The sequence below is a fragment of the Bacillus marinisedimentorum genome, from assembly GCF_001644195.2.
GTDB classification, from domain to species: Bacteria; Bacillota; Bacilli; order Bacillales; family Bacillaceae_O; genus Bacillus_BL; species Bacillus_BL marinisedimentorum.
Map to the genome: position 1 here is coordinate 1 of NZ_LWBL02000003.1, position 13,237 is coordinate 13,237.

Consider the following 13,237-nt stretch of genomic DNA (forward strand, 5'->3'; position numbering starts at 1 on the left):
AGGGCTCTCCGCATTTCAGTATTGCAAGCGGTTGCAGGGGTTGGTATACTTTAGGTAGATGAATAGGAAAGGGATGAATGTTTGAGCAATGAAGTACTAATTCTGTCTAGAAACTTTTTTCAATTTGAAACGAAAAAAGCATTTCAGATAGGATTAGTCTGTCCTTTTCAGGGACAGCAATTGCTCATAGAGGAAAAGAATGGTTCAGCATGCTCTTTTGGAACTGAATTAAGTTCAACAGGATGTGCTGCACTTTTTTACTTTATCCCTTTATGGACACGGTCCTCTCTGGAATGTATCAGGGAGGTTTTTTTATGCTTATCATGCAGGCCAAACACATCAACTATACAATTGGCGACAGGAACCTGCTGAATGTCGCGGAACTATCTGTCTTTCACGGTGAAAAAATCGGTCTTGTCGGCAGAAACGGGGCAGGAAAGACTACCCTGCTGAATATTCTATCAGGCAGTGAGGAAGCAGAGGGGGTTCATCTCGGCACATTCGGAAAGCTCGCATATGTAGAGCAGCTTTCTAATGGCAGTGAAATGGAAGAATGGGAAAAATTGAGCGGCGGAGAGAGAACAAAAGCAAAAATCCAGGAAGCTATAGGTGAAAAACCGGATCTCCTCCTTCTGGATGAACCGGCAAATAACCTTGATTGGAAAGCGATAGAAGAGCTTGAAGAAATGGTGAAAAAGTTTGACGGGGCTGTAATCATTGTTTCGCATGACAGGTCTCTGCTTGATTCCCTCTGTACGAAAATTTGGGAAGTGGAAAACGGCAGTTTGCGTACGTACAAAGGGAATTATTCCAGTTACAGAGCACAAAAAGAGCTTGAGCGAAAAGAACAGGAGTCCCGGTATGCAAAATATGTCCGGGAAAAGAAAAACCTGACGGAAATCCAGAAAAACAAAGAGCAGCAAGCCAAAGGGATGGATAAACCGCCATCACGGATGGGGAGATCGGAATGGACCTTGTATAAAAATAAAGCGGCGGGGAAGCGGAAGAAAATTGAACGGGTATCAAAAACACTGCAGGCACGGATTGAGCGTCTGGAAGAAAACAAGCCTGAACAGCCAGTTGACCTGGATGAGATGAAACTCGAAATGGAATTGGCCACTCCGGTTAACAGAAAAAACATTATAGAAGGGAAAGACCTGGTGAAAATGATTGGGAGCCGTATTTTATATACGATCCCTTCATTTAAATTAAGGACCGGTTCAAAAACAGCACTGATCGGTGACAACGGATCAGGTAAAACTACTTTTTTTGATCAGATATGTAAACAAGAAGGACTCGACATAGCGGATGCTGTGAAAATTGGCTATTTCCAGCAGGAGATAGAAAAACTGCCCCGGGAGCTGACGATACTCGAGGCTGTTAAAAAAACCAGCATTCATCCTGAACATATCGTAAGAACGATTCTTGCCAGACTGAGGTTTTTCCGGGAAGATGTCCATAAGAAAATAGAAGTGCTGAGCGGCGGGGAACGGTCAAAAGTTGCAATCGCAAGGCTGGCGGCCGGTGATTTTAACCTGTTGCTGCTCGATGAACCGACAAACCACCTTGATGCCGATGCGATTGAAGCACTTGAAGAACTGCTGATTCAATATCCAGGTACAGTTTTTTATATCTCCCATGACCGCTATTTCATTGAAAAGACAGCAACAAACCTGTATTTTCTTCAACAGGGTGAACTGACCGGTTTTGCAGGAGGCCTGAAGGAATGGAAACAAACGCAGCAAAGACGCCCGGCGGTTTCTTATGATGAACAGGAATATTTAAGGCTCGACAATAAAAAAGCAGAGCTGATCAGCAAGCTGAGCATGCCTGAACCCGGCGTTGACATAATCGCGCTCGAAGAACAGTATACCGAGGTTGTTAAGAAATTGAACAAATTAAAAGATGCCAAATAATGATTCCTCTGCCGTAATGGCAGGGGTTTTTGATTTGCTGAAATGAAATCAAGGATTGAACTGGTGCCGGCTGAGAATTTTATTCAAGAAAGCGGCTGTTTTGGTTACACTACACACAAGACATCCCTGATGCACTTTAGTTTACATAGGAACCGAAAGGGTATTACCATATTGATGAGCGTTAATTTGTTCACAAATCTTTCATTTTTAAGAAGCATTCGGCATATACAACCAACTTGATAGGAGGGAAATGCAAATGAGCCCCAACAGGAGCCGCACCAATCAGATATGGGAGCAATTTTTCGGCCCGAATCTTGGCTACGCGTATGAACTGTATGAGTCTTTCCAGGAAGATTCCGACTCAGTCGATCCGTCAGTAAAATCTTTTTTTGAAAAATGGGGACCACCCCCGTATGAAACAGAATATGAAACAAAGACAGTAAGTGAAGGCAATAAGGCACCCGCTGCAGCTGACTTGCATAAAGTGGCATCTGCAATGAAACTGATTGAAAACATCCGGACACACGGCCATCAGGCTGCGGATGTATACCCGCTTGGTGATGACAGAATAAACAACGAAACAGCCCACCTTACACCGGAACGATACGGCCTTAGTGAGGATGATTTGAAAGCGCTCCCGGCTGATGTTATCTGGGAACACGCCACACCTTCCACTAAAAACGGCCTCGAAGCGGTCAATAAACTTAAAGAGCTATATACACGGTCAATCGCTTTTCAATTCAGCCATGTCTATGATGAAGAAGAACGTGAATGGCTGAAGGAAATGGTTGAAAAAGAGAATACATATCCGGTTTTGACAGACGAGGATAAAAAGGAACTGCTTTTCAGGCTTCAGGAAGTGGAAGGGTTTGAGCAATTCCTGCATAAGACGTTTGTTGGACAGAAACGATTTTCAATTGAGGGCCTTGATATGCTTGTTCCCGTCCTCGATGGATTTGTGAAGAGCGGTTGTGAAGACGGAATTGAAAACATCATGATCGGAATGGCACACCGCGGCCGTCTAAATGTACTTGCCCATGTGCTTGGAAAGCCGTATGAATTGATACTATCCGAATTCAGAGAATCACCAAACAAAGATCTTGTACCATCGGAGGGGTCGACCGGCATTAATTATGGCTGGACAGGGGACGTGAAATACCATCTAGGTGCCAAACGGCAGATAAAAGATGGAGAGGCTGATGATACGGTCCAGACAAAAGTAATACTTGCAAACAATCCAAGCCACCTGGAATTCGTTAATCCTGTAGTGAACGGTTTTGCAAGGGCCGCTCAAGATGACCGGACACAAACGGGGTATCCTGCTCAGCACCTGAATAAAGCAGTCAGCATCCTCATTCATGGCGATGCAGCCTTTGCCGGTGAAGGCATTGTTGCGGAAACCTTGAATATGAGCCGCCTTCAAGGATACGAAACAGGCGGGACCATTCATATTATCGCCAATAACCTGATCGGTTTTACGACAGAGCGTTCCGAAGCGCGTTCAACAAGCTATGCGAGCGATCTGGCGAAAGGATATGAAATTCCGATCATCCGGGTCAATGCCGATGATCCGGAAGCATGCATGGCCGCCGTTCATCTTGCCCATGAATACCGGAACCTTTTCAAAAAAGATATCTTAATTGACCTTGTCGGCTACAGGAAGTATGGCCATAATGAGATGGATGATCCTTCTGTGACGCAGCCTGAAATGTATGACCGGGTGAAAAACCATTCTTCTGTTGCGACCCTTTACGGTGAAAAGCTCACAGGCGATGGAACCGTACCAAAGGATGAAATTGAAAAGCAATCAAAGGATTTTTTCCAAAAACTATCGGATATTTATGAAAACCTGGAACCAACAGATGAGGAAAAAGCATTGCAAAACAAGGTGCCTGAATCGGTAGCTGAAGGAATCCCGGCGATAAAAACAGCCGTTCCTATGGAACGTCTGGAAAACCTGAATGCCGCCATGCTCGATTTTCCCGAAGGCTTCAATGTGTATCCTAAATTAAAGCGGATTTTAAAACGAAGGGAAAATGCCCTGGGAGACGGGAACAAAGTTGATTGGGCCCATGCAGAAGCACTGGCATTCGGCAGTATCATCAGCGAGGGCAAACCAATCCGGATCACCGGCCAGGACAGTGAAAGAGGTACGTTTGCCCATCGTCATCTTGTTTTGCATGACTATAAAACAAACGAAACCTATTCGCCGCTGCATGTCATTCCACAGGCGGATGCTTCCTTTGCCATTCATAACAGCCCGCTTTCCGAAGCAGGCGTTCTCGGTTTTGAATACGGGTACAGCGTCCAGGCGCAGGAAGCTCTGGTCCTGTGGGAAGCCCAGTATGGCGACTTCGTTAATGCCGCCCAGGTCATTATTGACCAGTTCATATCTGCAGGAAGGGCCAAATGGGGACAAAAATCAAGCCTTGTCATGCTCCTGCCGCATGGTTATGAAGGACAGGGGCCTGAGCATTCAAGTGCCAGACCGGAAAGATTCCTTACGCTTGCTGCTGAAAACAACTGGACAGTCGCCAACTTAACATCAGCTGCCCAGTATTTCCATATTTTACGGAGGCAGGCAGCCATTACGGAAAAGGATGAAGCGCGTCCGCTTATTATCATGACGCCCAAAAGCTTGCTGAGAAACCCGTATACTGCCTCAGAAGCCCGTGAATTAACGGATGGGGAGTTCCGATACGTCCTGGAACAGGAAGAAACGGGCCATTCTGCCGAAAAAGTGGAGCGCCTTGTGCTCGGCACCGGCAAGGTCATGGTCGATATCGCTGATCATATTGACAAAAGCGACAGTGACTTTGACTCTATCCATGTTGTACGAGTTGAACAAATTTATCCTTTCCCTAAAAAGGAAATCGCTGAAATCATAAGCCGGTTCCCTAATCTGAAGGAAGTTGCATGGGTTCAGGAAGAACCGAAAAACATGGGTTCATGGCATTTTGTCGATTCAAGGCTCGCCCGGCTGGCGCCTGAAGGGGCGGAACTGCTATATATCGGAAGGCCAAACCGGTCAAGTCCGGCTGTCGGTGAACCGAAAATCCATAAACAAGAGCAGGAGAACATCATTTCACAGGCACTAAAAGAAATGTAAGGGAGGAATGGAACGTGGTTGACATTAAAGTACCAGAATTAGCAGAATCCGTTACAGAAGGAACAATTGTCGACTGGCTTAAAAAAGAAGGTGAAGCCGTCAGTAAAGGGGAGCCGCTTGTTGAAATCGAAACGGATAAAATCAATCTGGAAATCAACAGCGACTATACCGGAATCCTGAAAGAGTTTTTAAAACAGCCTGGAGATACGATCGAGGTGGGCGAAGTCATTGCCCGTCTTGATGAAAATGCAGATGCCTCCGAAGCGCAGGCCGAAGAGCCGTCTCAAAAGGAAGAGAAACAGGAAGCCCCTGAGCAGAAACAGGAAAAACAGCCGGAACCGGCTCCTGCTAAAGCTGAAAAAGAAGAAACACAGCAGAAAGATGATGAAAACGAACCGATCGCTTCCCCGGCTGCACGTAAAAAGGCACGCGAACTCGGCATCGATTTACGGACGGTGAAAACACGCGATCCACTCGGCCGCATCCGCCCTGAAGATGTACAGGCAGCAGCTTCAGAACCGGAAAAACCTGCCCGCAAACAGCCGGAACCAGCAGGCAGCGGTGATCAAGAAGAATCCGGTAAACCGGTCGAACGCCAAAAAATGTCGCGCCGCCGCCAGACCATCGCCAAACGGCTGATGGAAGCCCAGCAAAACTCAGCAATGCTGACAACATTCAACGAAATTGACATGTCAGCAGTCATGGAGTTGAGAAAACGGAGGAAACAATCCTTCCTGGATAAACACGATGTCAGACTCGGCTTCATGTCTTTCTTCACGAAAGCGGTCGTCGGCGCGTTGAAACAATTCCCGCTCCTGAACGCTGAAATCCAGGACGATGAAATCCTGATTAAGAAATTTTACGATATTGGCATTGCCGTTGCTGCAAAGGAAGGGCTTGTCGTACCGGTTATCCGCGATGCAGACCGCAAATCGTTCGCCGAAATTGAACGTGATATCGGAGAGCTCGCTGAAAAAGCGCAGTCCAATAAGCTCAGCCTTTCCGAACTTCAAGGCGGCTCCTTCTCGATCACCAACGGAGGCGTGTTCGGATCCCTGTTCTCGACACCAATTTTGAATACACCACAAGTTGGGATTCTCGGTATGCATACGATCCAGAAACGGCCGGTTGTCGTCAATGATGAAACAGACGAAGTCGAAGTCAGGCCGATGATGTATATAGCCCTGTCCTATGACCACCGTATTGTTGATGGAAGTGAAGCGGTTCAGTTCCTCGGTGCAATCAAGGCGATGATTGAAGATCCGGAAAACCTTTTGCTTGAAGGATAATGCTGTAGGAGCCCTGTCGTGGAGGCAGGGCTTTTTTTCTGTTATTTTTTCAGAAAAGGATCCTCTATCACTTGTAATGGAGAAAAACTGAAAAGGTACTGCGAAGGGGATGATCAATGGAACGAGTATTGCAAGCTCTGGAGCACAGCGGACACGCTGCCAGAAAAGATATGCTCCATAGGCTGGGGGGATGGAAAGTACAAAAGGTGAAGAGTTCATGCAGCTATATGCCCTGGCATGCTGTCACTGCATGTTTCTGACAGAAGGGATGAACGGTGAACAGGTCGCCTGCAATGGAAAGCGAGAAATTGCCGGAGAGGAGAGTGCAGGGTATTTGTGAGGGTAGGAGCAGTATGGGTGGAAGTAAATCAGAATAATAAAGGTAAGGGCGTCTCTGGCATTTTCAGGACGGGGAGTTTGTTTATTTACATAAAGAACAGATCACAAACAAAATAATGAATCAGGTTTTTTTATAAATTTTGCTAAATTAATTACACCTTCTCTTTATTTATGTGACTGTAGATAACTGAAGAGTAAAATTAGATGGGAAGGAGGAGATCTTGTGATTGTGAAACCTCGAAATGAGCCCGATGAGTTGTTGCGCTTAAGATACCTGGATAAAAGAGCGCATTTAACTCCCAGGGAGCAAAAATATTTGTTAAATCTTGAAAAAGGCCTTGAAGGAGAAGAGCAATTTGACAGGTGGGCACAAGAAGTAACAGAGTGTTTGATTTTAAATGACCTGGTACTGGAACTGAACAACACTGTTGCTCAAATAGATTCACTATTTATATTAAACAATACAATTTTTCTTTTTGAAGTTAAAAACTATGAAGGTGATTTTTATATTCAAGAGGATAGATGGTACACGATATCTAACTCGGAAATCAAGAATCCTATCCATCAACTGAAAAGGGCCGAATCCCTTCTTAAACTGATTCTTCACGAATTGGGTTACACCTTCTCCCTCAAGAGCTACATCATCTTCATAAATCCGAACTTCCATCTTTATCAGGCCCCACTTAATCTCCCAGTAATTTTTCCTGGACAGCTTAAACGCACCATCATAGAATTCAATGAGAAATCAAAGAAAACTACTATAAAACATACAAAATTATCGGAGAAGTTATTGTCCTTGCATTTGAAAAGTCCAACTTATAAGCAGATATCAGACTATAGCGATAAAACAATAGCAACTGGATTGATGTGTATGTCCTGCAATGCTTTCTTTACACAAAAAGATGTATCCAGAAAATTTATAAAATGCAGCGTTTGTGGCAGAAAAGAAAAGTTAGACAAGGCTATTTTAAGGACGGTGAGGGAATTTGAAGTTCTGTTTCCTGACTGTAAATTAACTACTAAAACGATCCATGAATGGTGTGGAACTATCACTTCAACCAGGCCTATACGGCGAGTTCTGAATTCTAACTATAAAATGATTAGACAGAGTAATGGTACCTTTTATGTATAGGGTGTGTAGTACGGCGTCCTGTTTCCCGTGCCTATAACCAGAGTGAAGCTAACAATATAGGCACGGGATCCTGTTTCCCGTGCCTATAATCAGGTTGAAGCTAACAATATAGGCATGGGATCCTGTTTCCCGTGCCTATAACCAGAGTGAAGCTAACAATATAGGCACGGAATCTTGTTTCCCGTGCCTATAATCAGGGTGAAGCTAACAATATAGGCATGGGATCCTGTTTCCCGTGCCTATAATCAGGATGAAGCTAACAATATAGGCATGGGATCCTGTTTCCCGTGCCTATAATCAGGATGAAGCTAACAATATAGGCATGGGATCCTGTTTCCCGTGCCTATAATCAGGGTGAAGCTAACAATATAGGCACGCACCGCGTTTCCCGTGCCTATTCACAGATTGAAACTAACAATATAGGCACTAACACGCGTTCTCCGTCCCTATAACCAGCGTAAAGTCAACATTACAGTCATTTAAACCACCACCAACCCCATCCTCAGGGTATTACAACACCCATCCCAACCGAAAAAACCCCGCCACAACCCGGCGGGGCCAAACAAACACTCCAAAACCTAACTCATCTGCGCATACCTTGCCCGAACATCCGGATCCTCCAGATACTCATCATAAGTCATTTCCTTATCAATCAGCCCATCAGGAGTCAGTTCGATGATCCTGTTGGCAATTGTCTGGATGAACTGGTGATCGTGGGATGAAAAGATGAGCGAGCCTTTAAATTTCTCAAGGCCGTTATTCAACGCTGTGATTGATTCGAGATCAAGGTGGTTCGTCGGTTCATCAAACATCAGGACATTTGCATTGCTCAGCATCATTTTTGACAGCATGCAGCGGACTTTTTCGCCGCCTGAAAGGACGCTTGCTTTTTTCAGAGCTTCTTCGCCGGAAAACAGCATTCTGCCGAGGAAGCCGCGCAGGAATGTCTCGCTGTCGTCTTCCGGTGAGAATTGGCGGAGCCAGTCCACAAGAGTCATGTCATTGCCTTCAAAGTAGGATGAATTGTCTTTTGGGAAATACGCCTGGGAAGTGGTGATGCCCCATTTGTAAGTCCCTTCATCCGGTTCCATTTCGCCGGCGAGAATTTTAAAGAGTGTCGTTTTGGCAATTTCATTGCTGCCGACGAGCGCGATTTTATCGTCTTTGTTCATGATGAAGCTTACGTTATTCAACACTTTTTCACCGTTCACCGTTTTGCTGAGGCCTTCGACGCGGAGCAGGTCGTTGCCGATTTCCCGTTCCGGTTTGAAGGCGATATACGGGTAGCGTCGGGATGACGGCTGGATGTCATCGAGCGTGATTTTTTCAAGCAGCTTTTTCCGGGATGTCGCCTGTTTCGATTTTGAGGCATTCGCACTGAACCTTGCGACGAAGGCTTGCAGTTCCTTGATCTTTTCTTCTTTTTTCTTATTTTGTTCCTGGGCCATTTTCAATGCAAGCTGGCTTGATTCATACCAGAAGTCGTAGTTTCCAACGTAGATTTGAATTTTGCCGAAGTCAAGGTCTGCGATATGGGTACATACCTTATTTAAGAAATGGCGGTCATGGGAAACAACGATGACGGTGTTTTCGAAGTTGATCAGGAATTCTTCCAGCCACTGGATTGCCTGGATGTCGAGATGGTTTGTCGGCTCATCAAGCAGGAGCACATCAGGGTTGCCGAATAAAGCCTGGGCAAGAAGGACCTTGACTTTTTCAGCGCCTGTCAATTCAGCCATCTTTTTTGTATGAAGTTTTTCCCCGATTCCAAGTCCCTTGAGGAGTACCGCCGCATCTGACTCAGCTTCCCAGCCATTCAACTCGGCGAATTCGCCTTCAAGTTCGGCTGCCTTCATCCCGTCTGCTTCTGAGAAGTCAGCTTTCATGTAAATTTCGTTTTTTTCCTGCATGATCTTGAAAAGGCGCTCGTGGCCCATGATAACGACTTTAATGACTTCTTCATCCTCGTATTCGAAGTGGTTCTGTTTCAGGACGGCAAGACGTTCGCCGGGCGAAAGATGGACGTCGCCGGCCTGCGGTTCGATTTCACCTGAAAGGATTTTCAAAAAAGTCGACTTGCCGGCGCCGTTCGCACCGATAAGTCCATAACAGTTACCAGGGGTGAATTTTATATTTACATCTTCAAACAGCTTGCGGTCACCATATCGCAAGCTGACGTTTTGTGCCATTAACATATGTTTAGCATCCTCCAATTTAAGCAATCTGATTGAAATTATAACATTATTTCAGAGAAAGGGCGAGAAAACGGCCGAATTCCAGCCGATTTTTGACATTTTCACTTCAATGAGTTAAAGTATATATAATATGATTGTTTCGTTTTAATATGAAATACCTGTTATAATTGCCCGATTGAAGAATAGGCTGTATAATTGAAGCTCTTATATACGAGTTTTATATGGCAGCATGGCGAGGGCGGCAGAGAAGCCCGGCGCATCCGCAGGAATTCAGGCGGACGGACTGGCTTTTTCATCCGATTTCACAGGAGGAATGCAAATGGCATTTAACAAGCGTCAGGAAGAAGAAATTAAGATGGAAGAAGTTAAAATATGGGAGTGCACCTCCGATGATTGCAACATCTGGCTCCGCGACAATTTCAAAAGTGAAGAAACACCGGTTTGCCCTGTTTGCAACAGTAAGATGGAATCGACAATAAAAGAACTGAGAGTCATTCATAACTCCAGTTCAAAATGGTAATGAATTCAATAATATAGTGAAGTTAGAACGCCGCAGGACAGTCTGCGGCGTTTTTGCATGGATCCAGCCCTGCAGGAAGGTAGGCAAATTCACCATTCTGGACTGATGCACATAGGATATGAGGAGATGACAGCTGAAAGGGGAGGAAGTATTCGTGGGATACGTTTACCATCCAGGTGCTTACGGGTATTATGCCTATCCACCTTACCGGAACGAGCCGGTAAGCGCTTATGCCAGGATTAAAGGCGGCCCGCTTGCTGAAGGATTAGAGGGGTATGTCCTTTTTACTGAAAGTCCAAATGGAACAGAGGTCGCTGTTGAAGTGACGGGCCTTCCTGAATACAAGCCTGGAACAGAAACCAGCGCACCGGTCGGGCCGCACGGGTTCCATATTCATGAAAAAGGATCTTGTAAAATTGGTGACCCGGCTGATCCGTTCCAGGCAGCAGGCGGCCACTGGAACCCCGATAACCAGCCGCACGGCAATCATACCGGTGACTTTCCGGTTCTGTTTTCAAACAACGGGTATGCGCGAATGGCATTTTTCACGAACAAATTCAGGGTGAGGGATATTATCGGCAAAGCGGTAATTATCCACCAGAGTCCTGATGACTACCGGTCACAGCCTGCAGGTGATGCCGGAAAACGGCTGGCATGCGGTGCAATACAACCAATGCAATAGCAGACGTCTGCAAAAACTCGCTGGATCAGCGAGTTTTTCGTTTAACAATAGTGAGCGGGGCAACAATATATATACAATGTCATTTAAAAATGATAGATTAAAATTTAGCGGAAATTTTTTCATATAGACAGGAGGAACATGATGGACGCCAATCAGTTGGAAGCAGGCACAGTTGTTTCATTAAAAGTGGAGCGTGAGGCGCCTTATGGATATTTTTTGACGAACGGGGAGGAGGATGTGCTTCTGCATGAATCCCAGATGGAAGAAGAGCTTGAGCTGGGGGATGAGGTAGAGGTCTTCCTTTACCAGGACAAGCAGTATCGTCTTTCTGCGACGATGACACTTCCTGCAGTCAGGCAGGGAGTTTACGGGTGGGCTGATGTTGTGGAAGTGAAGCCGCGCCTTGGTGCATTTGTCGATATCGGTATCAGCAAAGATATCCTCGTTTCGCTTGATGACCTGCCGGCGATAATGGAACTCTGGCCAGAACCGGAAGACCGTCTGTTTGTGACCCTTAAAACTGATAAAAAAGGAAGGCTATTCGCCGCACCGGCGACTGAAGGCGTGATCGAGGACATGATTGTACCGGCTGGTGAAGAACTGTACAATAAAAATATTTTGGGAAGAGTGTACAGGCTGCTGAAAGTCGGGAGTTTCCTCATCACAGAGGAGGGATACCGCTGCTTTGTTCATGAAACAGAGCGTGAACAGGAGCCGAGGCTTGGCCAGCTTGTTGAAGTCCGGGTCATTGAGGTGAAGGAAGACGGGACACTCAATGCCTCCATGCTTCCGCGGAAGCAGGATAAAATGGGGAATGATGCGGAGGCTATTTTAGCCTATATGGAAACACGGAACGGGGCTATGCCCTACTGGGATAAAAGTTATCCTGAGGATATCAAGGAACGGTTCGGAATGAGCAAGGCGGCATTTAAGCGCGCGCTGGGAAAACTGATGAAAGAAGATATGGTTTATCAGGAAGAAGGCTGGACGTACAGGAAGAAAGAGTAAACAAAAGCCCGGGACTCCCCGGGCTTTCGTGCGTATTGCGAAACTAAACAGAACCCGGATTATTGCCGGATGACAGCGGCTGTTTCCTTTTCACATTAATAAGTACGACGGAGAGGATTATGCTTAGAATCCCGATGATCTGCCAACTGCCGAGCCTGTCCCCGAAGACGAATACCCCAATAAGAACGGCAATAGCCGGTTCCACAGCTGTAAGAATGGACGCTTTGCTCGCTTCTACTTTCCCCAGGCCGTATGTATAAAAAATGTAAGCGAGAACGGTGGGGATTAATCCGAGTCCTGCTACGTAAAAGAGTACATGGGGGTCGAGCAACAGCGTTTTTTGGTCTTCCAGGCCGCTTGTGAACAGCAATGCCATGGATGCCAGAATAAAGGTATAAAGGGTGATTGTGTAAGAAGAGTACGATCTGCTCAGCACTTTGCCGAAAATGCTGTACAGAGCATAAAAAAATCCGGAAGCGAGCCCGATCCAAAACCCCGCGGCTGATATCGAAAAATCCAGGGCGGGAAATACACCGACAGTGCTTGCACATCCGAACAGCGTCAACAGCAGTGCCGCTGTTTTTATGGGACTCAGGGGCTCTTTGAAAAACATTCTGGCCATGATTGTAACAAAGGCAGGGCCGGTATATAAGAGGGCAGCAGCGAGCGATAGTGAAATTTCTCCAATCGCTGTAAAGTATGCCCAGTTGAAAAGGACGATGCTTACGATTCCTGTCCCGAAAAAGTAAGGGAGATCGATAAGTTTTATTTTTAAAAGGGCAGGGTTCTTAGCCCCGATATAAATGAGCAGTAAAAGCGATGCTGATACCGCCCGCAGTGCCACGGCCTGGAGAGGAGAAAAGCCGAACTCGTAAAGGGCATCGATGAATAAGCCGATGATGCCCCATAAAGCCGCTCCCAGAACGATCAACAGGTAAGCCGCTCGCTGATTCATTTGTAATCACTCCTATAAACCATATACAAAAAAATATCAATAAATATTTTCGTGAAAATGTGAAAAATTTATGACTTTCCCGCCGGCCGACT

Annotated in this window: 10 protein-coding genes; 8 read left to right on the top strand and 2 right to left on the bottom strand. The window is 45.9% G+C overall.

The window, feature by feature from the left end; all coding sequences use genetic code 11:
* Positions 1 to 314: 314 nt before the first annotated feature.
* The 5 genes from abc-f to A4U59_RS00220 all read left to right on the top strand — a co-directional run bounded on the left by abc-f (position 315) and on the right by A4U59_RS00220 (position 7,785).
* Positions 315 to 1,916: a ribosomal protection-like ABC-F family protein gene (gene abc-f / locus A4U59_RS00205; protein ID WP_070119291.1), complete on the top strand. Its 1,602-nt coding sequence runs from the start codon at positions 315 to 317 to the stop codon at positions 1,914 to 1,916.
* 256 nt (positions 1,917 to 2,172) lie between these two features.
* Positions 2,173 to 5,025, top strand: coding sequence for a 2-oxoglutarate dehydrogenase E1 component (locus tag A4U59_RS00210; protein ID WP_070119292.1), 2,853 nt, complete (start codon positions 2,173 to 2,175; stop codon positions 5,023 to 5,025).
* A gap of 14 nt (positions 5,026 to 5,039) precedes the next feature.
* Positions 5,040 to 6,314: a 2-oxoglutarate dehydrogenase complex dihydrolipoyllysine-residue succinyltransferase gene (gene odhB / locus A4U59_RS00215; RefSeq protein ID WP_070119293.1), complete on the top strand. Its 1,275-nt coding sequence runs from the start codon at positions 5,040 to 5,042 to the stop codon at positions 6,312 to 6,314.
* Positions 6,315 to 6,504: 190 nt separating this feature from the next.
* Positions 6,505 to 6,654: a hypothetical protein gene (locus A4U59_RS21175; RefSeq protein ID WP_157888099.1), complete on the top strand. Its 150-nt coding sequence runs from the start codon at positions 6,505 to 6,507 to the stop codon at positions 6,652 to 6,654.
* A 222-nt stretch (positions 6,655 to 6,876) separates the two neighbouring features.
* Positions 6,877 to 7,785 (top strand): nuclease-related domain-containing protein, encoded by a 909-nt coding sequence (locus A4U59_RS00220; protein ID WP_070119294.1) that lies wholly within the window; start codon positions 6,877 to 6,879, stop codon positions 7,783 to 7,785.
* Between the two features lie 578 nt (positions 7,786 to 8,363).
* On the opposite strand, the gene A4U59_RS00225 is transcribed toward A4U59_RS00220, so the two are convergent.
* Positions 8,364 to 9,980, bottom strand: coding sequence for an ABC-F family ATP-binding cassette domain-containing protein (locus tag A4U59_RS00225; RefSeq protein ID WP_070119295.1), 1,617 nt, complete (start codon positions 9,978 to 9,980; stop codon positions 8,364 to 8,366).
* A 319-nt stretch (positions 9,981 to 10,299) separates the two neighbouring features.
* Between A4U59_RS00225 and A4U59_RS00230 the strand changes: the two genes are divergently transcribed.
* From A4U59_RS00230 to A4U59_RS00240, 3 genes are all read left to right on the top strand, one after another.
* Positions 10,300 to 10,500: a cold-shock protein gene (locus tag A4U59_RS00230; protein ID WP_211274884.1), complete on the top strand. Its 201-nt coding sequence runs from the start codon at positions 10,300 to 10,302 to the stop codon at positions 10,498 to 10,500.
* Positions 10,501 to 10,654: 154 nt separating this feature from the next.
* Positions 10,655 to 11,182 (top strand): superoxide dismutase family protein, encoded by a 528-nt coding sequence (locus tag A4U59_RS00235; RefSeq protein WP_070119296.1) that lies wholly within the window; start codon positions 10,655 to 10,657, stop codon positions 11,180 to 11,182.
* A 141-nt stretch (positions 11,183 to 11,323) separates the two neighbouring features.
* Entirely contained in the window at positions 11,324 to 12,190 is an 867-nt protein-coding gene (locus A4U59_RS00240) for a CvfB family protein (protein WP_070119297.1), read from the top strand.
* Positions 12,191 to 12,233: 43 nt separating this feature from the next.
* Here the strand turns inward: A4U59_RS00240 and A4U59_RS00245 are convergent, their stop codons facing one another.
* Positions 12,234 to 13,145: a DMT family transporter gene (locus A4U59_RS00245; RefSeq protein ID WP_070119298.1), complete on the bottom strand. Its 912-nt coding sequence runs from the start codon at positions 13,143 to 13,145 to the stop codon at positions 12,234 to 12,236.
* Between the last annotated feature and the right edge of the window lie 92 nt (positions 13,146 to 13,237).